Consider the following 25362-nt stretch of genomic DNA (forward strand, 5'->3'; position numbering starts at 1 on the left):
GGCTGCCATGCAAATCAAACTCCCCTACATCCCCTTCATGAACTACGCCCGGCACGGCTTGTGGTTCTCGCTCATCCTCACCATCTCCGCCATCGCCCTCATTGCCACACGCGGCTTCAACTTCGGCCTCGAATTCACCGGCGGCGCAACCATAGAAGTGCAATACCCGCAAACGGCGGACGTAAGCCACATCCGCAGTGTCGCCGCGAACGTCGTGAACGATGCCGGCGTGGTGCAATACGGCTCCTCGCGCGACATCCAGATTCGCTTCGCCGAAAAAGAAGGCAGCAACATTGACGACACCATGAGCCAGATGGTCAAAGCCATCCAGGCGGACAACCAGGACGCCAAAATCACCGGCCAGTCCAAAGTCGGCGGCCAATACAAAGAAGAACTCGTCAGCAAGGGCCTGCTTGCCATCGGCCTCGCCTGCGTCGGCATGATCATCTACCTCGGCCTGCGCTTTGAGTGGAAATTCGCCCTCGGCGCGGTGCTGGCACAGCTGCACGACGTTATCATCACCGCCGGTATCTTCTCGCTGATGCAGTGGTCGTTTGACCTGAACGTGCTGGCGGCGCTACTCGCCATCCTCGGCTACTCGGTGAACGACACCGTGGTGGTGTATGACCGCATCCGCGAGAATTTCCGCAAACTGCCCGCCATCACCCCGAAAGATATCGTCGATACCTCCATCAACCAGACGCTCGCACGCACCATGGTCACCAGCATGACCACGCTGCTCTCGGTGATCGCCCTCTTCCTCTTCGGCGGCACCATCCTCTCCGGCTTCTCGACCGCGATGATGATCGGCATCATCTTCGGCACCTACTCCTCCATCTTCGTCGCGAGCGCCATCGTGTACAAAATGGGCGTGCGCCACGAAGACCTGATGCCGCGTTCCAAGCGCCCCATCGACGACTTGCCGTAACCCGCGCAGACCCACAAAAAAACCGCTGCCCCGTGCAGCGGTTTTTTACATATAGTGCAAAGACCTACGGCTCACCCGCTGGCACTGCAGGACAACCATATAATGGCTTCAAATAGAAACGATACAGTGTTGGCGTGACTCGCCGTACTAGTTGTACGGTCTTCGTCGCATCGCCTTGTATTCTTCCTATTTGAAGCTGTAAATCCATACCTACCTGAGAAACCATGCCCGATATTACCGCCGCCTTCACCCTGCTCGACGCCTGCCACGACGCCCCGCACCTCGCCAGACTGGCACAAAGCGCACTCGCCTACTACCCGGACGACCCCAACACCGTCCTCATCAAACTGCGCCAGCTTGGCGAAGCCATCCTGCAAAACACCGCACAGCACCACCATATTGACGCCGACGGCAGCGACAAACAGCGCGACCTGCTCGCCCTCCTGCAATACCGCGAACTCATCCTCCCCGACGACATCGCCGACCACCTGCACGCCCTGCGCCGGCAGGGCAACCGCGCCGCGCACGACTACCACGAAGACGCCAATGACGCCGCTGCCTGCCTGCAACACGCCGCTGCCGTCATCAGCTGGCATTACCACGCCTACTACGCCGCCGAAATTGAAGCCAAAACACGGGCAGCGGAAGCCGCCGCTGCAGAAGCCGCAGTACGGGCAGAACGCGCTGCCGTGCGCAAAGAACGCCGCGAACAGGCACGTGCCGACGAAGCGGCACAAGCAGCGCGTGCCGCTATGCAAAAACAGGAGCGGGAAGCCGCACAAGCAGCGAAAGAAAGTGCCGCTACCGTTGCCAAAGCCGCGCGCCAAGCCGAAAAGACCGCACGCGAAGCGGCAAAACGTGCCGAAAAAGAACGCCTTGCTGCTGAAAAGCGGGCAGCCGCCGCACAAAAACGGCAGACAAAAGCAGAGCAGGAAGCACTCATACGAAAAATTGACATACTGCGTCAGCAAGGCGACCGCCACAGAAATGCAAAAAACTACGCTGCCGCCGCTGACTTTTACCGCAAAGCAGCTGAAATGGGCAGCGCCCGTGCCATGAAAGAACTGGCACAGTTTTACACCTACGGGCTTGGCGTCACCCAAGACTATGAAACCGCCTTGCACTGGAACCAGCGAGCGGCGTCAGCAGGCTATGCGGGAGCCTTGACCAATCTCGGCCTGACTTACGAATTGGGACGTGGCGTTGCCATTGACGGCGAAAAAGCCCTGTATTACTACCGACAAGCCGAAAAACTCGGCGACACCGCTGCGAAAAACAACCTCGGCAACCTCTTCCGCAAAGGCGAAATCGTGCCCAAAGACCCGGCGCAGGCCATCAGCTGGTACAAAAAAGCCGGCGCGCCGGTCTCGCATTACTGGGTCGGCTGGTACTACCACTACGGCAAAGGTGTGGCGCAAAACCTGCAAAAAGCCTGCTACTACTACCGCCTGGCCGCCGAAGCAGGCGAAGCAAGGGCGCAGGAAGCGCTGGGGGAAATCTACGCTCTAGGGGAACTCGATGGCAAAAAAGACTATAAGAATGGTGCCATCTGGCTGGAAAAAGCCGCCGCTCAAGGCCGGGCGCGGGCGCAATACAATATGGCGCTGATGTACAAAAACGGCTGGGGCGTGCCGCTGAGCATGGCGCGCTACCTCAACCTGATGCACGCCTCTGCCGTCAACGGCTTTCGTCCCGCACAAGAACACCTGCGACAATAACGGGCTTGTTCCCCAAGCCGCCAGGCGGCGTAGTTACTGGCTTCGCCAAACGGCGAAAATGCTGGATTTCCTGTCGCTCTTTCCGACGCGGCAGGTGAATTCCGCCGCCAGACGGGAATCCGGCATTTATCCCGCTTGACGGCTGCTGTTGTTATGCCGGATTTGCCGGCGCGACGCTGTCTTCATCCTGCACTTCAATGCGCTCAACATGGCGGTAGCCTTTCGGCAGGTGGTTGCCTTTATGGCCGCGCGGGGTGTGGTAGGTGTCGCGTTCGCTGGCGCGGATGGTCATTTTCTGTTTGCCGCTGTACAGGGTGATGTCGCGTCCGCGCGCGTAGGCGCAGATATGGCTGAGGCGCACACCGTTTTGGTCGTAGGTTTTTTTGGCGATGGCGATGGTCTGGCTGCCTTTGCCTTTGCCGAGTTCGGGGATTTCGGCGGCATCGATGAGGGCGATTCTGCCTTCGTTCGTGATGGCGAGGATGTCCACCTCGCCGTCCGGCAGGGCTTGCAGGGTGATGGCGCGGCCCCCGCCGGGGTTGATGAGGCTTTTGCCGGTTTTGGTTTTGCTGGTGAGGTCGCGCCCGCGCGTGATGAAGCCGTAGCCGTTGTCGGCCGCCACGAGGTAGCAGCGGTCGTCGTCGATGATGGCGGCGGCGATGATGTGTGCGCTGGCGTCAATGCTGAGGCGGCTGGTCAGCGGTTCGCCGTTGCCGCGTGCCGACGGCAGGCCGTGCAGGGCGAGGGTGTAGCAGCGGCCATCATCGGCGAGCAGGCAGGCTTGCTGGTTGCTGCGTCCGGCGATTTGGGTGAGGTAGGCGTCGCCGCTTTTGTAGGTGAGGGTCGCGCCATCGATGTTGTGGCCTTTGCCGCCGCGTATCCAGCCCATTTTGGAGAGGATGAGGGTGACGGCTTCACTGGGGGTGAGTTCGGTTTCATCCAGCGCCACCGCCGCTTCGCGTTCGCAGATGACGGTGCGGCGGGCGTCGCCGTAGGTCTCGGCATCGGCGGCGAGTTCGTCGCTGATGAGGGCGAGCAGGTTGGCGCGGCTGCGCAGGAGTTCGTCGAGTCGCTGTTTTTCGGCGGCGAGAGCCTGTTCTTCGGCGCGGATTTGTTGTTCTTCGAGGCAGGCGAGGTGGCGCAGGCGGGTGTTCAATATGGCTTCGGCTTGGGCTTCGCTGAGGTTGAAGGTGCGCATGAGTACGGGGCGCGGTTCGTCTTCGCTGCGGATGATGCGGATGATTTCGTCGAGGTTGAGGTAGGCGATGAGGAGCCCCGCGAGGATGTGCAGGCGGTCGTTAACGGCGATGAGGCGGTGGTTCAGGCGGCGGCGCACGGTGTCTTCACGGTATATCAGCCATTCACTGAGGATTTGCCGCAGGTTTTTGACTTGCGGGCGGCCATCGAGGCCGATCATATTCATTTGCGCGCTGTAGCGTTTTTCGAGATCGGTGGTGGCAAAGAGGTGCTGCATGAGGCGTTCGTTATCGACGCGGTTGGAGCGCGGGATAAGGACGAGGCACACGGGGTTTTCGTGGTCGGATTCGTCACGCAGGTCGTCCAGCCAGGCGAGTTTTTTCGCCTGCATTTGTTTGGCGATTTGTTCCTGGATTTTGCTGCCGGAAACCTGGTAGGGCAGTTGGTCGATGACGATGTTGCCGTCTTCGAGATGCCAGGTGGCGCGCAGGCGGATGGTACCGCGCCCCGTGCGGTAGAGGGCGGCGATTTCTTCGCGCGGGGAGACGAGTTCGCCGCCGGTCGGGAAGTCCGGTGCGGGGATATGCTGCATGATTTCGTCGTCGGTGAGCAGCGGGTCGGCAAGGAGGGCGCGGCAGGCGGAGACGACTTCGCGCAGGTTGTGCGGCAGGAGGTTGGTCGCCATGCCGACGGCGATACCGCTGCCGCCGTTCAGGAGGATGTTCGGCAGGCGCGCGGGCAGGCGCGCAGGTTCTTGCAGGGTGCCGTCGAAGTTGGCGATCCAGGCGACGGTGCCCTGTTCAAGTTCGGCAAGCAGGGTTTTGGCGTAGCCGGTCAGGCGGCTTTCGGTGTAGCGCATGGCGGCGAAGGATTTGGGGTCGTCCGCACTGCCCCAGTTACCCTGCCCGTCCACCAGCGGGTAGCGGTAGGCGAAGTCTTGCGCCATCAGCACCATCGCTTCGTAGCAGGCGCTGTCGCCGTGCGGGTGGTATTTGCCGATGACGTCGCCGACGGTGCGCGCGGATTTTTTGTGTTTGGACTGGTGCGAGAGGCCGAGCTCGCTCATGGCGTAGATGATGCGGCGCTGCACGGGCTTGAGACCGTCGCTGATGTGCGGCAGGGCGCGGTCGAGGATGACGTACATGGCGTAGTCGAGGTAGGCTTTTTCGACGAAGCCGGCCAGGGGTTGTTGTTCTTCGTGGGTCGTGAGGGTCATGGTGTGTGCGTTTCAGGATGCGTTATTTAGCCGAAGAGTTCGGCGTGGGTACCCATGCGGTGCAATTCTATGGTGTCGCCGTGGATGCGGTAGATCAGCACCTGGTCGGGCTTGATGTGGCAGTCGCGGTAATCTTGCCAGTTCCCCGTAAGAGCGTGATCACGGTATTTTTCGGGCAACCTGCTGCCATGCAGCAGATGCCCCAAGACGTCAATCAGGGGCGCGCTCAGGCCGAATTTTTGCAGATCTTTGTCAAACGGCGGCTAGTTTTAATCTTTCGCATGGGCAAATGCCTTGGCCAATGCTTCCACGCTGTCAAAATGGCTGACGGCACCATTTTCCATATCCCGGATGGATTCGCGCAGCATCACTTCGCCGTTGCGACTTAGCGTGTGCGCACTGCTTTGCCGTGCATAATCCAGCGATAACGGCACGCTGTCGGTCTCGGCGATTTGTGTGAGGAACATGCGCATCGCCTGCGTTGGGGTCAGGCCAAAGCGTTCAATAACGGCGAAGGCGCGCGCTTTCAGGTCGTCATCAAGACGGATGTTAAAGTTGGATGTGGTCATGTAAGTCTCCTGTAGTGCTGTTTACTGGGCATTGTATAGCGTTTGCGGCTGCTTTGCCGTTCTGCGGATTTCTTATCCAGTATTCCCCGCAAGCGGCATAACCACGCAATTCAACATATAAACACAACTCACATACATTACACTCAGATATAATCTGTTATTTTGTGAATTGGTGTGGCAAACTCACGTCTGAATCCATAAACAGGAGCTCATCATGGCCAAAGAAATTGAACGCAAGTTTTTGGTAATCGGCGACGACTGGCGGCAGCTCGCCAAGGGGACCCATTACCGTCAGGGCTATCTCAACAGCGCCAAGGAGCGGACGGTGCGCATCCGCACGATTGACGACAAGGCCTATCTCACGGTGAAAGGCCCGACCGTCGGCGTTACCCGTCAGGAATATGAATATGAAATCCCGCATGCCGATTGTGTGCAAATGCTGGAGCATCTCGCCGAGAAACCGATTATTGAAAAGGCGCGCTATAAGATTCCTTTTGCCGGCTTGACTTGGGAGATTGATGAATTTTTCGGTGTCAATGCCGGTCTGATTGTCGCCGAAGTGGAACTTGCCAGCGAATCGCAGGCATTTGAGAAACCCGCCTGGGTGGGTGAAGAGATTTCATCCGATCCGCGTTATTTCAATTCCAATCTGGTAAAGAATCCTTATACAACCTGGGATAAATAGAGAGGCCACCATGAATACGTATGCCAAGAATGTCGCCACTTCTGCCGCTGATGCCGCCAAAATTACGCCGCGCGCCGAATTCCGCGTATTTGGCAAGGATATTATCCAGGGGGTACAGCAGCATATGTGGGATGCGAAAGCGACGCTGTATGCCGCCCGCCGTATGCCCGCCGAGATTTATTTTCTCTCGGCAAAAACGGATGCCGCCAACGTCAAGGTGCGCGACAGCCTGCTCGATATCAAGCTGAAGGTCGGCGAAACGCCGGAAGGCTTTGAAATCTTCCAGCCGCGCGGCAAATTCCAGTTCCCGGTGAGCCAGGCAGATTTGCAGACCATTCTCGGTTTCCTGCAAGTCGATATTTCCCTCGATAAGGCGCAATATGAATTGGCGGAATTTGTCGCGATGGCCAAAGCGCATCCTGATTTATGCACGGTATCGGTAGAAAAGATGCGTTATGGTTTCAGTGTGGACGGCATCATCTGCGAATATGCGCAGGTATGGTTCAACGGCGCCCTGATGGAAACCGCCTGCTGTGAAAGCGAGGATTATGCGGGGATTAAAGCCGCTGCTGAAAAACTGGGCATTGCCCAACTCGACAATATCAATTATCTGAAAGCCGGAAAGCAGGTCGTCGGTATGGCCTAGCCATTTATTCATTTGATGGCGGGCTGAAGCCCGCCCTACGGCAATCGTGGATATATTAAGGAGTTGATAATGGCCGATATAGACAAAACCGCATTCGACCCGCTCGATATGCGTAATTATTCGTTGGAGAAATTCAAGGAAATCAAAGCCGGGTCAATCATGCAGCGCCTGAAACTGATCGGCGTGCCGCTCGCCGTGCTGCTCTTCCTGATGTTCCAGTTGCGCTGGTGCGGCACCATTGAGCTGTTTGAAACGCAGACGAAGGTGCCGCCCGCCCATTGTTACAGTGCGATGGGCATTTTCCTCGCTTCGCTCGTCCTCTGGCTGACCGAGGCCATCCCCAATTACCTCACTTCCTTGCTGGTCATCGTCGTTGTCGTCCTCACCGGGGTGATGAAGATGCGCCCCGCCTTCGCCATGCTCGGCGAACCGGTGATGATCCTGAATATTGCCAGCTTTATCCTCGCCAGCGCCCTGGTGACAACGGGGCTCGCCAAGCGGATTTCGCTCATCCTCGTGCTGCGCACCAGGGAACGGCTGACCATGCTCTTCCTCTGCTTCGTCGCGCTGAACCTGATTTTTGGCGCCTTTATCAGCGCCACTTCGGCGAAAACCGCGCTGCTGCTGCCGCTCTTCATGGTGATTTCCGCCATTTACGGCGCGACCGGCGGCACTTCACGCAACCACGTCGGGCGCAACATGGTGCTGCTCAACCTGCTCGCCAATAACGTCTCCGCCAGCGCCTTCCTCACCGGCTCCGCCGCCAATCTCCTCGCCGTCGCCATGCTGGAAAAAGCGGGCGCGCTCGTCACCTATCAGGACTGGTTCCTCGCCCTTTTCCCGCTCGCCGTGGTGCAATGCCTGGTCGCCTGGTGGACGGGTACGCGCTTCATCTTCCCGATAAAAGAAGAAGACAGCCGCCCGAAACTCGCCGGCGGCATGGCGCGGCTGCGCGCGGAATACGACAAACTCGGCAAGATTCAGGTGAAAGAAATCAAGGCCGGCGCCGTCTTCCTTGTCGTGCTGGCCTTGTGGTGCACCGGCAAATGGACGGGCATCAAAGCCGAAGTCGTCGCGCTTGCCGGTGCCTGCGCCGTGCTCATGCCGTCGTTCTCCAACCTGCCCGCCATCGGCGTGATGAAATGGAACGACGCTGACATCCCCTGGCACATGATGATGTTCAGCTTCGGTGCTTACGTGCTGGGCGGCATGATGGATCAGACCGACATTGTCGGCCTCTATGTGCACCGCGCCTTCGACCACTGGAACATCGACCCGCAGGGTGCGGGCAAAGTGCTGGTCTTCGCCGTCCTCAGCGCCGTCTTCGGCTTCACCACCCTCATCAGCGAAAGCAAAACCGCGCGCACCATCATCCTCTTCCCGATCATCATCGCCATCGCCCAGCGCTACCACTGGGATCTGGTCGGCTTCTGCCTGCCGATGGGCTTCATGATCAACCAGGTTTATGTGCTCTACTTCAACTCCAAACCTGCCAACATCAGCTACCTCACCGACCAGTACTCCACCGGCGATTCCTTCAAATACGGCATCATCCAGCTCATCCTTATCTGGATTATCCTCATCCTGTGGACGCACTACGTCATGCCGCTCATGGGCTTTAACAGCCGCTTGTGGTAAAGCATCCCCCCTTTTACAGAGGGGGGGGAAACAGGGACAGGGCATGATCAAAGAATCCGTCAAGGCGCATGGCAAACACCAGCTTGAAATCAAGCAGAAAGTCCTCTTCGACCGCCACGCCAAAGAAATCCGCTACCGCATCGATACCTGGTTCTTCCTGCCCTCCGCCCTGCAAATCAACCCCGATTTCTACAGCACAAGCGACTTCCGCCGCAGCCTGAAAAACTACGTCCGACTGCGCCCGCCGACCGAAAAAATCGCCCACCTCAGCGAAGCGGGCGGCACGCTTGAGACCCTCGCCGCCTGGCTTGCCGCCCATCGCGATGACCCGGCGCTGACCCTGGACGACTACGAAAACACCCTGAAACGCTACGCGCTCACCTATAAACGCGCCCTGCGCCTCGCCGTCAAACTCATCGAAAAAAACCCGCAGAAAAAAAACGCCGAAACCGTCAGCGCCACTCTTGCTGCCGTCCGTGCCGCACTCGCTGCCTACCGCGCCCTGGCTCCACTCGCCGCACCGGCAGAAGCGCGCCTCTCTTCCGCCGCCTTCCATTACTGCGACGAATACATCACGCTGATGACCGTGCAGTACCTGCGCCGCCTCGCTGCCCCTGCCGATGTGCCCGCACGCGCCGCTATCCGAACCCTGTGGCGGGAAGAAACCGCCTACTGCCGCGCCCACTACCCGGCGAGCATGCCGAATGCCACCGGCAAGAACGAAGACGTGCTCTACCGCTGGAGCGCCCTGAAAAAATACATCAACCGCTACCTCTACCTCGACGTGCGCCGCAAAAAAGGCAACCCGCTGCTCATGCACACCGTCTATGCGGTGGCGGCGGCGATTGCCATGATCTTCGCCACCTTCGTTGCCTTCTTCTGGCAGGGCAAATACGGCGCACTCAGCAGCAACCTCTTCATGGCCGTCGTCATCGCCTACATCTTCAAAGACCGCATGAAAGACATTGGCCGCGAACAACTGCTGCGCCTCTTCCGCAAATGGATTCCCGACCGGCGTCTCGTCATCTACCGCGACGAAAAAACCATCGTCGGCGACTGCCGCGAAAACTACCGCTTCGTCGAACACGAACTGCTGCCGCCGGATATCGCCACCCTGCGCGAGCGGGGGCATTGGCTGCAACTGCTGAACGACCAGCGCGACGAAGATATCCTCCTCTACAAAAAAGACGTGACCTTGCACAACCGCCCGGTACTGTTTGAGCGCACCCAGTATTCCATCGTGGACATCACCCGCTTCAACATCGCCGACTTCCTGAAACAAATCGACAACCTCTTCGAGCCGCTGCCACTGCCCGAAGACGAAAACGGCGACAGCCGGGGCGAACGCATCTACCACATCTACATGATCCGGCACATCGACTATGCGGGGCAGCAAGCAAGCGAGCTGGTGCGCCTGGTAGTGAACGCCGCCGGCATCAAGCGCCTGGAAATGATCCAGCCGCTACAATTCGCTAGCGACACCGAGAATTGAAGTGACCGGCGACGGGCACAAAAAAACAGGCGACGTATCGCTACGCCGCCTGTCCCCGGAGAAAGACATTAAATGATTACTTGGGGCAACGCACCGGCACATAGTCTTCCGGCAAATCGGTGCGGCAACGCCAGTCCACCCCCGCGTTAGGAATCTGATACAGCTCGAAGGTAATGCTGCTGCCTTGCAGGCCGTTGTAAGCCTTCTGGTTGAAGCTCAGCTTGATGGCATTATCCCCTTCCACGCCAATGTGGTAATACTCGCCATCGTTGCTATAGCTGGAAGGGAAAACCTTGTTGCTGCGGATGAGCGACATGACCTCATTGCCCGCATTGCTCAAGGCGACATAAGCCTCTTCTGATTGCTGCTTGGCGCGGTAATCGTCATAAAACGGCTTGCCGGAAAAAAAGGCGATGGCCAAGGCCAGAGCCAGCATGCCGAGGAACAACATCGCGCGTCCGCTGGAGAGCAGGTGATCACGTGCCGTCAGGCCCTTTTCCCAATCTTCCAGCTCGGCCGCCATCTGGTTATAACGTGCCTTCTGCGCATTGCGCAGCGCTTCTTCGGAGCCGTATTCCCGCCCGGTCACATCGACAAATGTCTGTTTCTTCGGCTCTGCCTGTGCCTGGATGGCAACGTAATAATCGCCGCGCAGTCCCGCCGTTAGCCCCAGCTGGTCGTCATAAGCATTGCGTTTTTGCGGATCACTCAACGTTTCCTCAATCGTGTTGAGGGTTGCGGTGTAACTGCCGGCAGCATCACGCTTGCGTAATGCACTGACGGCATTGCGTATTTCCGGTACCCCGGCGGTACTGGGGACACCCAGAATGCGGTAATAATTGTGTGTCGCAGCCATAAAAACATCCTTAAAAAATTACGGCGAAAACCCTACTCGAAGCAGGTTGACGCTCCTTGTGGGCCACGGTGAGGCGTGTTAAAGGTTAAATTGTCGTGTAGAAATTGTAATAATCCGACCTGCAAAAAGCAAAGAAATTTTACCTTTCTTTAATCAAAACGCTCGTCAACGGCATCACTTGCGCGCTCGGCATCACGCAGCACGTCCAGCGCAACGCGCCCTTCCACCTGCGCCCCACAACCATCCGCACTGGCGGACAACGTGCTGCACGACATCACAAAATCAAAGCCTTCCAGCTCGGGCTGATGCTGCGGTTGACCGTAGCAGCCATACGCCTGCACCCCGGCGGCAGCCAGCGCAGCATTGAATACCTCGGCAAAGCGTGCCCGCCGTGCTTCATTCGCGCCGGCGCGGAAGCCTTCGGCGGGCAGTAACACCTGCAAATCCGGCGGCAACAGCAGCGCCAGCTTGTCGCCCCGCCCGAAATACCAGAAACGGCGGCTGAGCAGCACATGGCGCCCCACTTCCACATCGCGCCCGAAATCGGCCTCGCCATGCCCCGACCATGACGACAACGGGAAGCGGCTCTGCGGCGGCCATATTGCATCGGCGGCATCCAGCACATTGTGTGGCACGCGGTTACGCCATTCGCTGCGCGTTTTCGCCGCATACTCCGGCCACGACAACACCTCATCGACCACAAATACGAACACCACCCGCACCTGTCCCGCATCCGCCGTGAGCCCGAGCAGCACATCATCCGGGCGCGCCTGCGCACGCACCTGCGGCTGGGCAAGGGCAAACGACGCCAAATCATCCTTCACAAACGGCGCAACGCCACCATCAAAAAACACCGGAAAACTGAACAAGCGGGCTGTTTCAGAAAAAGCGAACATAAACACCTCAACAAAAGAAAACAGGCCGCATTCTACGCGCCGCCTGGGCAAAAAGCCCGTACAATGCCGGGCAAATCACAGCCAAAAACACCAACATGGACACCGCCGAAAGCCTGCGCCACTACCTCGAAACCTTTGCCGCCCGCGGCCTCAGCAGTGCGCTCAATCCGGGCGCGACCGAAGCCGACCTGAAAAACTTCGAAAGCGAACACGGCATCCGCCTGCCGGAGAGCCTCGCCGGTATCTACCGCGCCTTCAACGGCCAGATCCACGAACTCATCCCGCCGGGCGAACCGCGCTGGCTTGGCCTGGAAGAAATCTACGGCAAACAGCAAGAATGGCGCGAATTCTGCGAAACCTACTACGGCAAACACTGGCCGAACGTCCGCCTGCCGCATATCGACGCCGAAGGGCTGGCCAAAAATACCCTCTACAACCCCTTCTGGCTGCCCTTCATGGCCGACAACGAAGGCTTCTACTGCGTCGATTTCGATCCTGAAGCGGGCGGCAGCAGCGGACAAATCATCTACACCAAAATCAACGCCGACCCCGCCACCAGCGACATCATCCATCTCGACGACAGCTTCGCGCTGTGGTTCGACAGCCACGCGCACGCCCTCGGCGCCAGCCACCACACTGTCGGCCTGGGCACCCTCATCGACGAATACCTCACCTACCAGCGACTCAACCCGGCGCTCACGCTGAACCCGCCCGCCAGCCCGAACGACATCCGCATCACCGAACACATCAACGGCATCCGCTTCCCCGACAACCTCAAAACCATCTGGCACGCCTACAACGGCTACAAACATCCCACCGCCGACAACGGCGAATACTGGATCGGCCACGACGCCATCACCGCCACGCAGGCCGCCTGGCGCGACAAACTCGCCGCCCGTCTCGGCAGCGATCCCGCCACCACCGAACGCCCCGATGCCGGAGAAAGCAGCCAGACCCAGCCCTACTACTACCACCCCATGTGGCTGCCCATCTACCAAATGGGCGACATCATCATCGCGCTCGACTACGCGCCGACCGAAGACGGCAACACGGGACAACCACTCGTCATCTACAGCGGCGAAGACTACGAAATCCTCACCGACTACGACAGCTTCGACGAATGGCTCTACACCTTCCTCAGCTACACCCTCTACCCCGAAGAAAACGACGACCCGCCATCGCTTGCTGCCGCAAACCACAGCTACCGCAGCGAAATCCGCGCGCACCTTGAGCACCACATCGGCCCCATCGCCGCCACCTTCAAGCGGGAAGAAAGCGACAGCAGCATCGACCTGCTCTGGCTGCCGCCCGGCGACGAGCACCCCTACCACGCCCTGATCACCAGCGGACTCTCCGACCGGCCAATGGATGTCCCGGACGGCCCGCGCCGCGCCCAGCGCGAGCGCGCCGAACTGATGATCATGCTGCCGCCCGACTGGCAACTCAGCTCGAAGAACCTGCACAGCGAACAGGGCTACTGGCCGATTGTCTGGCTGTCGATGCTGGCGGACTACGCCCAGGGCCGGGACAACTGGATTGCCATCGGCAACCTTTTCCCGAACGGCAACCCGATGACACCGATCGCCGATACCCCATTCAGCGGCGTAACCATCCTGCCGGCTCTGCTCAGCCACTCGCACGAATTCGGCACCTACCGCAGCAAAGACGGCAACCGCATCAACATCTACTGCCTGATGCCGCTCTACGCCGGCGAAATCGAACTGCTCAACCGCGAAGGACTGGAAGCCCTGCTCGCCCGCTTCGATGCGCACCACATCAGCGGCGAAATCGCCGACCCGACGCGCCCGGACAGCAGCCGCTGACTCAAACCTGCCATTAAAGAAACCGCCCCGGAGGGCGGTTTTTTGTATTCAGTCTTCTTTTGCCTCACTGCCCGCCAATTCGGCGGCAAAGGCGCTCTGAAATTGCGCCGCACCACGCAGCAGTTGCTGACCCAGTTCGAGGCCAAGGGTGGCAAAGGCTTTTTCTTCGGCACGATGCAGCGGTTCGACGAAGGGGCGGGCGTAGTCACGACCGGCGTCGGTCAGGCGCAGCAGTTTGCGGCGGCGATTGTCGTTGTCCTGTTCAATGTGCAGCAGGCCACGATCCATCAGGTCGTTGCTTTGCGTGGAGATGGTCTGTTTGGCAATACCCCACAGGGTGCAGATGTCGCTTTGTGTGCAGGTTTCTTCCGGGTAGAGCGAGTAGAGAATGGAGAAGGTGGTGGGGTTGATGCCCTGCTCTTTCGCCCAGCGGTCGTAGAGGCTGAAGATGTTGGTGAGGATGCTGCCCAGTTGGAGGAGGCTGTCGGCTTCTTGGTTCATGGCGGGTTCCGGTGGAGGGGGCGGGATGGGTCATTGCAAACCGGGCTGAGACCAGGCGGCGAGCCGAAGGCTGTATGTATCAGCGCTGTTTGCGGCGAGCCATATTGTAGCAGCGGCTTTACTGTCCTTATTGTTAACCGTCCCGTTGATTAACCGTCCTGTTCAGGACTATACTGCACTTCCTGTTTTTTTATGAGGATTTGTCATGTCGCGTCTTTTTCATCCCGGACTGTTGCTGTTATCCGCTGTCGCTCTGGCAGCGGCGGCTGAGGAAACGCCGTCCACGGAGGTGGCCGTCGGTGTCGCCGGGGGGTATAGCAAGGGGCTGTACCGCAGTTATGACGGCAACTGGTCGGCGCTGCCGCTGGTGCAGGTGGAATCGCCGTATTTTTATGTGCGCGGGCTGTCTGCCGGCGCGCGGGTGTTTTCGTCCGATGATCAGGCGCATGAGTTGCTGGTGGGTTCGACCTGGCAGCTGGGGCAGGCGTTCAAGCCGAGCCGTGCCGATGACAGGCAGTTGCAGCAGCTTGACCGCCGCCGCGATATTGTGACGGCTGACCTCGCTTATAACTTTTATTCGCCCTACGGCAATGTGGAGACGCAGTGGTCGGCGGATATATCCGGGCGCAGCAAGGGGCAGCTGGCGTCCATTCAGTACAGTTATTTTTGGCAGCCTGACGAGGCGCTGACGGTAACGCCCGCTATTGGCGTGAAGTATGCGGACAAGCGCTACAACCGTTATTACTACGGCATTACTGCCAAGGAAGCCGCGCGTAGTGGTCTGCCGGCGTATGCACCTGGTGCGACGTTGCAACCGTATCTGGATGTGGCCGCCGAGTATCGTTTTTCCAGGCATTTCAGCGCGTTTGCCTCAGCACGGCTGGAAACGCTGGGAGCGGATGTCAAGCGCAGCCCGATGGTGGACGAGCGTTTTCATTTTCAGGGGGCTGCCGGGTTGTTGTACCGGTTTTGAGTGTTGGGTGTAAGGCCGCTGCAAGCCCGTGTTTATCCCGCTTGGCAGCTTCCCCGCAAACCCGGCGTTTATCCCGCTTGGCGGGCGTTTTCATCATTTTTAACCACCAAGGAATCGTCATGTTTCTTCCCCGTCTGCTTCTCACCGCCCTGTTCCCACTGCTGCTTTCCGCCTGTAACCGTCCGGCTCAGGAAAGCGAAACGCTGCCGCCGCTCCGGGTGACGGTGCTGCACGCTGCTCCGGCGGATTGGCTGACGACGCTGCGGCTGCCGGGGACGCTGGTGGCGCGCGAAGAAGTGCCGGTCAGCACCGCCTTGCAGGGGCAGCGCATCCTCAGCGTCACTGTGGATGTGGGCGATCGGGTGCAGGCGGGGCAGGTGTTGGCGCGGCTGGAACACGTGAATGTGCAGGCACAGGTGCAGCAGGTGGAAGCGCAGATTGCCCGCGCCAAGGCACAGTTGCAGGCGCAGGAGGCAACGGCGAAAGAAGCGGCGACGACCTTGCAGCGTTATAAACAGCTGGCCAGGGCCGGGGCGGTGAGCAGGCAGACGCTTGATCAGCAGCAGGCGGCGATGCAGTCCGCCCGCGCGCAGGTACAGGCGGCGAAGGCCGAGATTACCCAGTTGCAGGCGCAGTTGAAGGACAGCCGCAACCAGCGCGGCAAAGCGGAAGTCATCGCACCGGTGGCCGGGGTGGTGGCACGGCGCAATGCCGAAGCGGGGGCCCTGACCGGCGCGGATGCGCTGTTTGCCATCATCAAGGACGACGCCGTCGAACTTGCCGCCGAGGTGAATGCCACGGATTTGGCGCGGCTGCGGCCGGGACAGACGGCGCTGGTGCATTTGTCCGGCCAGGATACGGCGCTGCCCGGCACCGTGCGGCGACTGGATCCCGGCGTTGATGCGGCGACGCGGCTGGGCAAAGTGCGTATCAGCGTCCGCGCCTCTGCACCGCTGCACAGCGGCGGCTATGGCGAAGCGCTGCTGGAACTGCCAGCCTACCAGGCAGCACTAACACTGCCGGAAACGGCGGTGGCCTACGACCACGCGGGAGCTGCCTCCGTGTGGCTGGTGGATGATGACGGACAAGTATCGCGCCGCCCAGTAGAAACTGGCCGCAAACAGCAGGGGCGGGTGGAAATCCGCACCGGACTGACTGCCGCCGAGCGCGTCATCCAGCGCGCCGGGGCATTTGTCAGCGAGGGCGACCGCGTCAGCCCGGTACCGGCCGGAGACGCGTGAAATGCAGCTATCATCCTGGGCCATCCGTCGCCCCATCCCGACCATCGTCCTCTTCCTGCTCCTGTCCGTGCTGGGCGCGGTGTCCTTCCAGCGCCTGCCGGTCAATGCCAATCCGAACGTCAGCTTCCCCATCATCAACATCAGCATCAGCCGCAGCGGCGCCGCGCCGGACGAACTGGAAAACGCCGTCACCCGCCGCGTGGAAAGCGCCGTGGTAGGCATGGCGGGCGTGCGCCACATCACCTCGGAAATCAGCGACAGCCTCTCCACCACCACCGTAGAATTCCAACTGCACGTCGATACCGACCGCGCCATGAACGACGTGCGCAACGCCATTGCACAAATCCGCGCCGACCTGCCCGCCGGCATCGACGAACCGCTCATCGAGCGGGTGGACGTCGAAGGCGGCGCGCTTGCCTACTACGCCCTCGAATCGCCGGACATGGACACGGCGGCACTGTCGTGGTTCATCGATGACACCGTCAGCCGCCGCCTGCTGGCCGTCTCCGGCGTGCAGCAAGTCACGCGCAGCGGCGGCAGCAAGCGGGAAATCACCGTCACCCTGCGCCCCGAACGCCTCGAATCCCTGGGCATCAGCGCCGCGCAAATCAACAGCCAACTGGTGCAGACCAACGTCGATATCCCCGCCGGACGCCTCACCACCGACGACAGCGAACGCAGCCTGCGCGTACCGGGCAGCGCCGCCGATATCACCGCCCTCGCCGCTACCCCCATCGCCCTCAATGACGGCCGCCGCGTGCCCCTGGGCGAACTCGCCGACATCCGCGACGGCCACGGCGAAATCCGCAGCCGCGCCCGCCTGAACGGGCGGGAAGTCGTCGGCTTCAGCGTTTACCGCAGCAAAGGCACCAGCGACACCGCCGTCGCCAGCGGCGTCGAACAAACCGTGGCCGCCCTGCAAGCCGAAAACCCGCACATCCGCATCCGCCAAGTACACAGCAGCGTGGACGCCACCCGCGAAAACTACCACACCGCCATCGACACCCTGATCGAAGGCGCAGTGCTCACCGTCCTCGTCGTTTACCTCTTCCTGCGCGACTGGCGCGCGACCCTTGTGGCCGCCATCGCCCTGCCGCTCTCCATCCTGCCTGCCTTCCTCGTCATGCAACTCAGCGGCTACACCCTGAACAGCGTCACCCTGCTCGGCCTGACCCTCGTCATCGGCATCCTGGTGGACGACGCCATCGTCGAAATCGAAAACATCGACAAACACCTCATGCTCGGCAAACGGCCCTACCAGGCCGCCATAGACGCCGCCGACGCCATTGGCTTCGCCGTCATCGCCATCACCGGCACCATCGTCGCCGTCTTCCTGCCCGTCAGCTTCACCGGCGGCATGATCGGCCAATACTTCAGCCAATTCGGCACCACCGTCTCCGCCGCCGTCCTCGCCTCACTCCTCACCGCGCGCCTCGCCACCCCCCTACTCGCCGCCTACCTGCTCGCACCGGCCGGCAGCAACCACCACCACAAACCGCAAAGCTGCCTCATGCGCGCCTACCTGCGCTTACTCGAATGGACACTGCGCCACCGCAAAACCACCCTGAGCGCCGCCGCCCTCATCCTCGCCGCCTCCTGGCAACTCCTGCCACTCCTGCCCACCGGCTTCATGCCGCGCGCCGACACCGGCTTCAGCCAACTCAACATCAACCTGCCGCCGGGCAGCACCCTCGCCCAAACCGACGCCACCCTGCGCCACCTGAGCGACATCACCAACCGCTACCCCGCCGTCGCCCACACCTACACCATCGCCGGAACAGGCGGCGACACCGCCAAAGGCGAAATCCTCATCCGCCTGCGCCCCCACCAGGCGCGCACACAAAGCCTGCGCGCCTTCGAACAACAACTGCGCGACGACCTCGCCGCCATCCCCGACATCCGCTTCGCCTTCAAAAACGAAGAAGCCCAGCGCGACATCAACATCATCCTCACCGGCCAGGACCCCGCCGCCCTCAGCACAACCGCACACACCCTCAAACAACAAATACAAAACGTGGCAGGCATCGCCAACATCCAGACCAACGAACCCCTGCCGAAAACCGAACAGCGCGTGCGCCTCAACCCGCAAGAAGCCGCCCGCCTCGGCGTCACCCCGCAAGCCGTCGGCGACCTGCTCCGCCTCGCCACCCTCGGCAGCAGCGACAGCGAATCCGCCCGCCACAACCTGCATGACCGGCAAATCACCATCCGCACCATCCTGCCCGAGAGCGTGCGCCGCGACCCGACACAACTACAAAACCTGCGCGTGCCTGCGGCAAACGGCAGCGTGCCGCTGCACACCATCGCCACCCTCTACACTGCGAGCGGCAGCGCCACCATCAGCCGCTTCGACCGCGAACGGCGCATCAGCGTCGAAGCCGACCTCAAAGACGGCTACACCATCGGCAGCGTGCTGGACGCCGTGAATACCCTGCCCATCATGCAAAACCTGCCTGCGGGCATCCATAACCCCGAATACGGCGACAGCGAATACATGAACGAAATGTTCGAACAATTCGGCCTGGCGATGGGCTTTGGCGTTCTGATGGTGTACCTCGTGCTCGTCCTGCTCTTCCGCGACATCCTCCAACCCGTCACCATCCTCACCGCCCTGCCGCTATCACTAGGCGGGGCGCTGGGCGCACTCCTCGCCTACGGCGCCGCGCTGGACCTCTCCTCCGTCATCGGCATCCTCATGCTGATGAGCATCGTCACCAAAAACAGCATCCTGCTGGTGGACTTCGTCATCGAAAACCGCCGCCACGGCATGCCGCGCGCGACCGCCCTCGTCCAGGCCGGAGCCGAACGGGCGCGCCCCATCATCATGACCACCATCGCCATGGTGGCGGGCATGGTGCCGGCAGTACTCGCCGGAGGCAGCGGCGCAGCCTTCCGCGCCCCGATGGCCGTCGCCGTCATCGGCGGCCTGATCGTTTCGACCGCCCTGAGCCTCATCTTTGTCCCCGTCACCTACAGCCTGCTGGACGACCTGCGCCACTGGCTCGCCCCACGCCTCGCCCGCCTGACCAGCGTCACCGCCGCTGACCGCGCCGCCGCAGAAGCGGCAGATGCGTAGGAATAAGGGAAACATCCCGCAAACCCAGCGTTTATCCCGCTTGGCGCCCTGCCCTTCCCACAAACCCAGTGTTTACCCCGCTTGGCACGCGCCAAACCCCAAATCTTGCACGGAAAGGATCCCTTCCCCCGCTTGCGGGGGACGGGACTCCCATGAAAAAAATGCTCGCATTTTTTTCATGGGTACCCGGGAAGGTGGCCGCAGGCCGGAAGGGGGAATACAAAACCAGGATTTATCCCGCTTGGCGGCTGAGGTGCCAGGCGAGGCCGGTGCTGCGTTGGGTCGGGGTGTCGGCGGCGTGGCTGAGGGTCGCGGCATCGGCGTAGAGGTCAAGCGCGCCTTTGCTGCGGGTGATGCCGGTGTAGAGCAGTTCGCGGCTGAGCAGGCGTTCGCTGTGCGCGTCCAGGGCCAGCGCCACGCGCGCATATTCGGAGCCTTGCGATTTGTGGATGGTGAGGGCATAAGCATCGGTGAGGTTTGCCGGATTGAGGCGGGCGAGCGGCACCGCCTCGCGGCCGGGCAGGTGCAGTTGCAGGCCGTGCGGGCTGTCGAGGCAGATGCCGGTATCGCCGTTGTAGAGTTGCTGGCGGTGGTCGTTGGCGAGGATCATCAGCGGCAGGCCGTGGTAGTGGTTGTGCGTGGTGTCTAGGTGGTGCGCGCGCTGGTGCATGAGGCGCAGCGCGGCGTTGATGCGCGCTGTGCCGAGCGCGCCGTGGTGTCCCGCGCAGAGGATGCGGTACTGGTCGTAGGCAGCGAGCAGTGTTTGCGGGTCGGCAGCGAGGTTTTGCAGCAGGGCGAGGTAGTCGCCATAGGGCACAAGGAGGTCGCGGTAGGTGTCGGCGCCGGGTGTGGGCTGCCAGTGGATGGCGGGTGTTTCTTGCGGTGTGTCGTACTGTTGTGCTTCGTCGCGGTGGGAAGGGGGGAAATCTGCCGTCATCGCTTCGAGCGCAGCAACAAGGCGCGCGCCGCGTGTCTCGCCGCTGCCGAGGATGGCAGCGAGCCGGCCGATACCGCTGTCAGCGGTGAAACGCGCGCTTTCGTGCAGGGTGATGCGATGCGCTTGCAGGGCGGGGTGATGGCTGAGGTCGTGCAGGATGGCGCCGGGTTCGACGGCGGCGAGCTGGTCGGCGTCGCCGAGGAGGATGAGGCGGGTGTCCGGGGCGGTGGCGGCAAAGAGGGCGGCGGCGAGTTCGAGCGGGAGCATGGAGGCTTCGTCGATGATGATGTCGTCGTAGGGCAGATGGCGCGCGGCGTGGTATTGGGGAATGCCGTTCGTGCCGATGCCGAGCAGGCGGTGCAGGGTGCGGGCGCGGCCGGTGGCACGGCGGACGGCTTCTTGCGCAGCGGTGGGAAGTGCGGCGGTGGCGCGCGCCAGGCTTTCTTCCATGCGGTTTGCCGCTTTGCCGGTCGGCGCGGCAAGGGCAATGCGGCGTGCGGGGTGTTCGTGCAGTTCGGCCGCGATGAGGTGGGCAAGGGTGTGGGTTTTGCCGGTGCCGGGGCCGCCGTTGATGAGGGTGAGGCGGCACCGCCGGGCGAGGGCGACGGCGTGCTGTTGTTCCGGGCGCAGGTTGGGGTCGGCGGTGGGTGCTGCCGCATCGGCACTTTGTCCGTCTGTGGCAAGGCGCGCATGGATGGCGGCGGCGAGGCGGGCTTCGTTCTGGTAGTTGCGGTAGTACCAAAGGCGGTCACCATGCAGCACCAGCGGCGTGGGGCGGCTGCCGTCGCCGATGAGGCCATGCGCGGCGAGGGTTGCAAGGATGGCGGCGGTGATGGTATGGGTGGTTTGTTTTAACCCCCACCCCAACCCCTCCCCCATGGGGGGAGGGGCTTTTTCTGTGCCGCTATTTGCTAGGGAAGGAGCTTTTGCTGTGCCGCTGTCCGCCGGGGGAGGGGCTTTTACTGTGCCGCTATCTGCTAGGAAAGGGACTTTCGCTGTGCCGCTGTCCGCCGGAGGAGGGGCTTTTTCTGCGTCGCTATCTGCAAGGGAAGGAGCTTTTGCTGTGCCGCTGTCCGCCGGGGAAGGGGTTTTTTCTGCGCCGCTATCTGCTAGGGAAGGAGCTTTTGCTGTGCCGCTGTCCGCCGGGGGAGGGGTTTTGGTGCTGCTATCGGTTACGGGTGGGGCATTTGCTGCGGTGTTGTCTTTGAGGATGGTCAGGGTGTCGCCGTTTTCGTGTGCGTTTTGCAGGGCAGTGAGGAGGACGGCGAGGCTGTCGCCGTGTTCGGGGCAACCGTGCCGGGCGGCGAGGTAGTGGGCGAGTGCGTTCATGCGGTTTGGCGCGGGTAGGGGTTCTGGTAGCCGAATTCGCGGTCAAGCGCGAGGATGAAGTCGGTCGGGTAGCGGTGGCCGAGACCGCCGTTTGCGCGGTCGGTGCTGTCCACGCCGCGCAGGTAGAGGTATTCGACGCCGCCGAGGTGGGTTTCGGGGTCGTAATCGGGCAGGCGTGTTTGCAGCAGGCGGTGCAGCGCCACCTGGTAGATGGCCGCTTGCAGCCAGTAGTGGTGGTCGTCCATCGCCTGTTTGAGCGCGGCGGCGTTGTAGGCGGCGGGGCTGTCGCCGAGGTGGTTCGATTTGTAGTCGAGGATGTAGTAGCGCCCGCCGTGCTGGTAGAGGTGGTCGATTTCGCCGCGCAGGTAGCGGTAGTGTTTGTGGTTTTTTTTGAGGCCGAGGGGGAGGCCGCAGGCGGTGAAGAGGGCGTCAATGCGGTCGATGTTGGCCGGATCGCGGTCGTCGAGGGCGAGGCTGAAGCTGTATTCGCTGCGGTGGGCGCCGCGTTTGCTTGCCGCGAGGCTGATGCCGCTTTGCGGGCACTGCGCGGCGTAGATGTCCGCCAGCCATTGTTCGCAGGCGCTGAGGCCGGCGTCATCCAGCGGGATTTGCCATTCGGCGGCGTGGCGGCTGAGGGTTTGCCGCCAGTCGGCGCGGCGGTCGCCGTGGGTGTGTTCGAGGATGGCGTGCAGGTAGCTTCCCGCCGCCGGGCCGCGCGGGAAGGTGTAGCGGATGTCGGCGTCGTCGGGGGGGGGCTCCGCTGCGTTGTCGCGGGGTTCGGCAACGGCGTAGTCGGCGAGGTCGATGGCGGTGTGGTTGTCGGTGTCGCGGCTGAGGGCGGTGAAGCTGGTGCGCTGCCAGCCGTAGTAGTGTTTGCGCGGCCAGGGTTCGGCTTCGCTGTTTGGCGCGGCGGCGGGTGTTTCTGCGACGGCGGCAGGCAGGACGCGTTCGTGCTGGCTGAGGCTGACGCCTTCCGGCAGGATTTGGCTGTGCGGGCTTTCTGTCTGGCTTTGGTAGAGGGCTTCGCTGGGTTTGGCGGGGCTTTTATGGCGTTTGGCGATGATGAGCAGGTCTTCGGCGCGGGTGATGCCGACGTAGTGCAGGCGGCGGTTTTCTTCGTCTTCGTGGCGTTCGTTTTCTGTTTTGGCGGCGCCTTCGGGTTTGCACGGGCTGAGGCTGAGGCGGTCGCCGTCGCGCACGGGGTAGAGGCGGACGCCGCTGTCGCGGTTGCCGCCTTTGCCGCTGCCGCCAGGAGCGAGGATGACGATGGGCGCTTGCAGGCCTTTGGCTTTGTGGATGGTGAGGAGTTGTACGGCATTTGTGCCGGGCAGCGGCGGCACGGTGGCCCAGTCGGCCTGGGGCGGGTCGGCGAGTTGGCGTTGCCACCAGCGGCTGTAATGGGCGGGGTTTTGTTCGGGCGGGCGTTCGGCGAGCAGTTGCTGGATGTGGCGCAGGTCGAGGAGGTGGCGGTGGTTGTCGGGGTAGGGGGCGGCGGCGAGGGTTTGCCAGATGCTGTGTTTGGGGTGGTCAAGCAGCGGGGTGAGGGCAGCGAGCAGGCCGCCGCTTTGCCATTGGGCGCGGGCGCGGTTCAGGGCGGCGCGCAGGTCGGCGAGGGTGTATTCGTCTGCTGCTGCTTCGTTTTCGCCTTGTTCGATGGCGGCGAGGTGATCGAGGTCGGCCTGGGTTTTGTTGTAGTAGGGGCCGGAGAGGAGGCGGTTGTGGTGGGCGCTGTTTTCGGGGTCGCGGATGGCGGCGAGCAGGTCGGCAAAGGCGCGGGCGACGCTGCCGGTAAAGAGGTTTTGTTCGTGCTGGAGTTCGCTGTCGATGCCGTGCCGGTGCAGTTTTTGTTGCAGGGTGACGAGGCCGTTGTTGCTGCGCATGAGGATTTGGATGTCGCGCGGGCGGATGCGGCTCAGGCTGCCGTCGTCGTTGCGCCGCGCGTAGGGTGAGGTTGCGGCGAGGAGTTGTGCGGTGAGGGCGGCGATTTTGTCGGTTTCTTCGTCCTGGTTCTGGCCGCTGTCCATCCAGATGAGGGGGGCAGCGATGGGGTTGCCGTGGTGGTCAACGATGCGGTTTTTCAGGTTGGCGGCGCTGGCGGGGTGGTAGTGGATGTTGTCGCCGAGGCGGTCGTTGTTGTGATGGGTGTAGTGTTCGTTGTGCGCGGCGATGAGGTTGGCGGCGCTGCGGTGGTTGGTGAGGAGCTGGTGGCGGTCGGCGGGGGCGATGTGCTGTTTGAGGCGGTTGTAGTTGGCGACGTCGCCACCGCGAAAGCCGTAGATGGCCTGTTTGGGGTCGCCGACGAGGAGGAGGAAGCTGCGTGGCGGCGCGGTGTCGTCGCGCAGGTAGGTGTTTTCGAGCAGGCGCGCCTGGTCGTGGTTGAGGTCCTGGGATTCGTCCACCAGCATGACGGGGTAGCGGTGGGTGAGGTAGCGGGCGAGTGCGGCACCGTGCGGGCCTTCCAGGGCGCGGTTCAGGCGGGTGATTTTGTCGTTGAAGGTGGTTTCGCCGCGTTGTTCGCGGGCGGCGGGCAGTTCGGCACGGACGGCGGTGATAAGGGCGGCGGTCGCAGCGGCATCGAGGGTGTCGTGGTCGTGCTGGTGGGCAAGGGCGGCGCGCAGCAGGGTGGTGAGCGGGTGGTCGTGGTAGCGGGCGGCGAGGGCGTCGTGGCCTTTGTTGAATTTGGGGTCGAGGATGCCGGCTGCGAGGGCGGTGCTGGCATCGTCCAGCGGGCGGTTGTCGCGCAGTTGGGCGATAAGCGCGGGCAGGGCGGCGCGGTGTTTTTTCCAGGCGGCGTCTTTGCGGGTGGCGGCGAGGAGTGCGTCGCTGTCGGTGAGTGTCTGCCAGTCGGCGATGAGGGTGGGGTCGAGGTCGCTCAGGGCGGCACGGGCAGCGGCGCTGTCGGCTGCGTCCGGCGGGGCGACGGGGGTGATGGCGGCTTCGTTGTAGCGGGTCGCGGCAGCAACAGCGCCCAGGTAGGCGTTGCTGTCGTGCAGGCCGCCACCAGCGATGAGGCGGGCGTATTCGGCAGGGTGGGCCTGGGCGAGTTCGTGGCGGATGCGGCGCAGGTGGTCGTGGATGGTGTCGAGGTTGGCGCTGCTGTGTTCGTTGATTTGCAGGTGTTCGTCGCTGCCGGTTTCCAGCGCGTTTTCGATGAGCCAGCGCTGGCAGATGCTGTCGAGGGTGCCGATGGTGAGTTCGTCCAGGGCGATGCGGGTGTCTTCGATGCGGCGGTAGAGGTGGATGAGGCCGTCCAGGCCGCGTTCGCGCACGGGGGCGAGGATGAGGTGGCGGTTGATGGGGTCGGTTTCGCCCGCGCGGTCAAGCTGTGCGCCGAGGCGGGCAGCGAGGGCGTCGTCGTCATCCAGCAGGGTTTGATCCGTCAGGTAGGCGTCGGCGATGTTTTTGAGGCGCTCGCGCAGGGTGTCCAGGCGGTCGCGCACGCGGTGCTGCATTTCGGCGGCGGCTTTGCGGGTGAAGGTGGTGGCGATGATGTCGCGCGGGGCGATAGCGGTTTCGAGCAGCAGGCGCAGGATGATGCCGGTGAGCGTCCAGGTTTTGCCGGTGCCGGCAGAGGCTTCGATGAGGGCGCGGCCACGCAGGGGCAGGGTGAGGGCGGGAGGGGTGTTCATAGGGGCGGGATG

At 62.1% G+C, this 25362-nt stretch carries 17 protein-coding genes and 1 pseudogene; 10 read left to right on the forward strand and 8 right to left on the reverse strand.

Going from position 1 to position 25362, the window contains the following annotated elements; genetic code table 11:
• Positions 1 to 7: 7 nt before the first annotated feature.
• Positions 8 to 928 carry a protein translocase subunit SecF gene (gene secF, locus DY250_RS10725; protein ID WP_115612280.1) on the forward strand — a complete coding sequence of 307 codons (921 nt, stop codon included), beginning with the start codon at positions 8 to 10 and terminating at the stop codon, positions 926 to 928.
• A 224-nt stretch (positions 929 to 1152) separates the two neighbouring features.
• Positions 1153 to 2646, forward strand: a complete 1494-nt coding sequence (locus DY250_RS10730) for a tetratricopeptide repeat protein (protein WP_115612281.1) — start codon at positions 1153 to 1155, stop codon at positions 2644 to 2646.
• Positions 2647 to 2797: 151 nt separating this feature from the next.
• Here DY250_RS10730 and parC read toward each other — a convergent pair whose 3' ends face one another.
• From parC to DY250_RS10745, 3 genes and pseudogenes are all read right to left on the reverse strand, one after another.
• Entirely contained in the window at positions 2798 to 5059 is a 2262-nt protein-coding gene (gene parC / locus DY250_RS10735) for a DNA topoisomerase IV subunit A (RefSeq protein WP_115612282.1), read from the reverse strand.
• 26 nt (positions 5060 to 5085) lie between these two features.
• Positions 5086 to 5342, reverse strand: a pseudogene (locus DY250_RS10740) (type II toxin-antitoxin system RelE/ParE family toxin).
• Positions 5329 to 5628, reverse strand: coding sequence for a type II toxin-antitoxin system RelB/DinJ family antitoxin (locus DY250_RS10745; RefSeq protein WP_006986971.1), 300 nt, complete (start codon positions 5626 to 5628; stop codon positions 5329 to 5331). Before DY250_RS10745 ends, DY250_RS10740 begins: the two are co-directional and overlap by 14 nt.
• A gap of 214 nt (positions 5629 to 5842) precedes the next feature.
• Between DY250_RS10745 and DY250_RS10750 the strand changes: the two genes are divergently transcribed.
• The 4 genes from DY250_RS10750 (at position 5843) to DY250_RS10765 (ending at position 10089) form a co-directional block, all read left to right on the forward strand.
• On the forward strand, positions 5843 to 6313 hold the full coding sequence (locus DY250_RS10750) for a CYTH domain-containing protein (RefSeq protein WP_115612283.1): 471 nt from the start codon (positions 5843 to 5845) through the stop codon (positions 6311 to 6313).
• A gap of 10 nt (positions 6314 to 6323) precedes the next feature.
• A complete protein-coding gene (locus DY250_RS10755; protein ID WP_115612284.1) occupies positions 6324 to 6959 on the forward strand; it encodes a hypothetical protein in 636 nt (211 codons plus the stop codon).
• A gap of 69 nt (positions 6960 to 7028) precedes the next feature.
• On the forward strand, positions 7029 to 8597 hold the full coding sequence (locus tag DY250_RS10760; protein WP_115612285.1) for an SLC13 family permease: 1569 nt from the start codon (positions 7029 to 7031) through the stop codon (positions 8595 to 8597).
• Between the two features lie 43 nt (positions 8598 to 8640).
• Positions 8641 to 10089 (forward strand): hypothetical protein, encoded by a 1449-nt coding sequence (locus DY250_RS10765; protein WP_115612286.1) that lies wholly within the window; start codon positions 8641 to 8643, stop codon positions 10087 to 10089.
• A gap of 76 nt (positions 10090 to 10165) precedes the next feature.
• On the opposite strand, the gene DY250_RS10770 is transcribed toward DY250_RS10765, so the two are convergent.
• Both DY250_RS10770 and DY250_RS10775 read right to left on the reverse strand, forming a co-directional pair.
• Positions 10166 to 10945, reverse strand: coding sequence for a J domain-containing protein (locus DY250_RS10770; RefSeq protein WP_115612287.1), 780 nt, complete (start codon positions 10943 to 10945; stop codon positions 10166 to 10168).
• 149 nt (positions 10946 to 11094) lie between these two features.
• Positions 11095 to 11814, reverse strand: a complete 720-nt coding sequence (locus DY250_RS10775; RefSeq protein ID WP_245951112.1) for an Nmad2 family putative nucleotide modification protein — start codon at positions 11812 to 11814, stop codon at positions 11095 to 11097.
• A 122-nt stretch (positions 11815 to 11936) separates the two neighbouring features.
• On the opposite strand from DY250_RS10775, the gene DY250_RS10780 reads away from it, so the two are divergent.
• A complete protein-coding gene (locus DY250_RS10780) occupies positions 11937 to 13664 on the forward strand; it encodes a suppressor of fused domain protein (RefSeq protein WP_115612289.1) in 1728 nt (575 codons plus the stop codon).
• A gap of 48 nt (positions 13665 to 13712) precedes the next feature.
• Here DY250_RS10780 and DY250_RS10785 read toward each other — a convergent pair whose 3' ends face one another.
• Positions 13713 to 14165 (reverse strand): MarR family winged helix-turn-helix transcriptional regulator, encoded by a 453-nt coding sequence (locus DY250_RS10785; RefSeq protein ID WP_115612290.1) that lies wholly within the window; start codon positions 14163 to 14165, stop codon positions 13713 to 13715.
• Positions 14166 to 14370: 205 nt separating this feature from the next.
• On the opposite strand from DY250_RS10785, the gene DY250_RS10790 reads away from it, so the two are divergent.
• The 3 genes from DY250_RS10790 to DY250_RS10800 all read left to right on the forward strand — a co-directional run bounded on the left by DY250_RS10790 (position 14371) and on the right by DY250_RS10800 (position 19455).
• Positions 14371 to 15138 carry a MipA/OmpV family protein gene (locus DY250_RS10790; RefSeq protein ID WP_115612291.1) on the forward strand — a complete coding sequence of 256 codons (768 nt, stop codon included), beginning with the start codon at positions 14371 to 14373 and terminating at the stop codon, positions 15136 to 15138.
• A 119-nt stretch (positions 15139 to 15257) separates the two neighbouring features.
• Positions 15258 to 16379 (forward strand): efflux RND transporter periplasmic adaptor subunit, encoded by a 1122-nt coding sequence (locus tag DY250_RS10795; RefSeq protein WP_115612292.1) that lies wholly within the window; start codon positions 15258 to 15260, stop codon positions 16377 to 16379.
• Between the two features lies 1 nt (position 16380).
• On the forward strand, positions 16381 to 19455 hold the full coding sequence (locus tag DY250_RS10800; protein WP_115612293.1) for an efflux RND transporter permease subunit: 3075 nt from the start codon (positions 16381 to 16383) through the stop codon (positions 19453 to 19455).
• Positions 19456 to 19687: 232 nt separating this feature from the next.
• Here the strand turns inward: DY250_RS10800 and recD are convergent, their stop codons facing one another.
• Positions 19688 to 21721 (reverse strand): exodeoxyribonuclease V subunit alpha, encoded by a 2034-nt coding sequence (gene recD / locus DY250_RS10805; protein ID WP_245951113.1) that lies wholly within the window; start codon positions 21719 to 21721, stop codon positions 19688 to 19690.
• Positions 21718 to 25350 carry a UvrD-helicase domain-containing protein gene (locus DY250_RS10810; RefSeq protein WP_172542341.1) on the reverse strand — a complete coding sequence of 1211 codons (3633 nt, stop codon included), beginning with the start codon at positions 25348 to 25350 and terminating at the stop codon, positions 21718 to 21720. Before DY250_RS10810 ends, recD begins: the two co-directional genes overlap by 4 nt.
• Positions 25351 to 25362 lie beyond the last annotated feature (12 nt).

The sequence above is a fragment of the Cardiobacterium valvarum genome (genome assembly GCF_900460955.1).
GTDB classification, from domain to species: domain Bacteria; phylum Pseudomonadota; class Gammaproteobacteria; order Cardiobacteriales; family Cardiobacteriaceae; genus Cardiobacterium; species Cardiobacterium valvarum.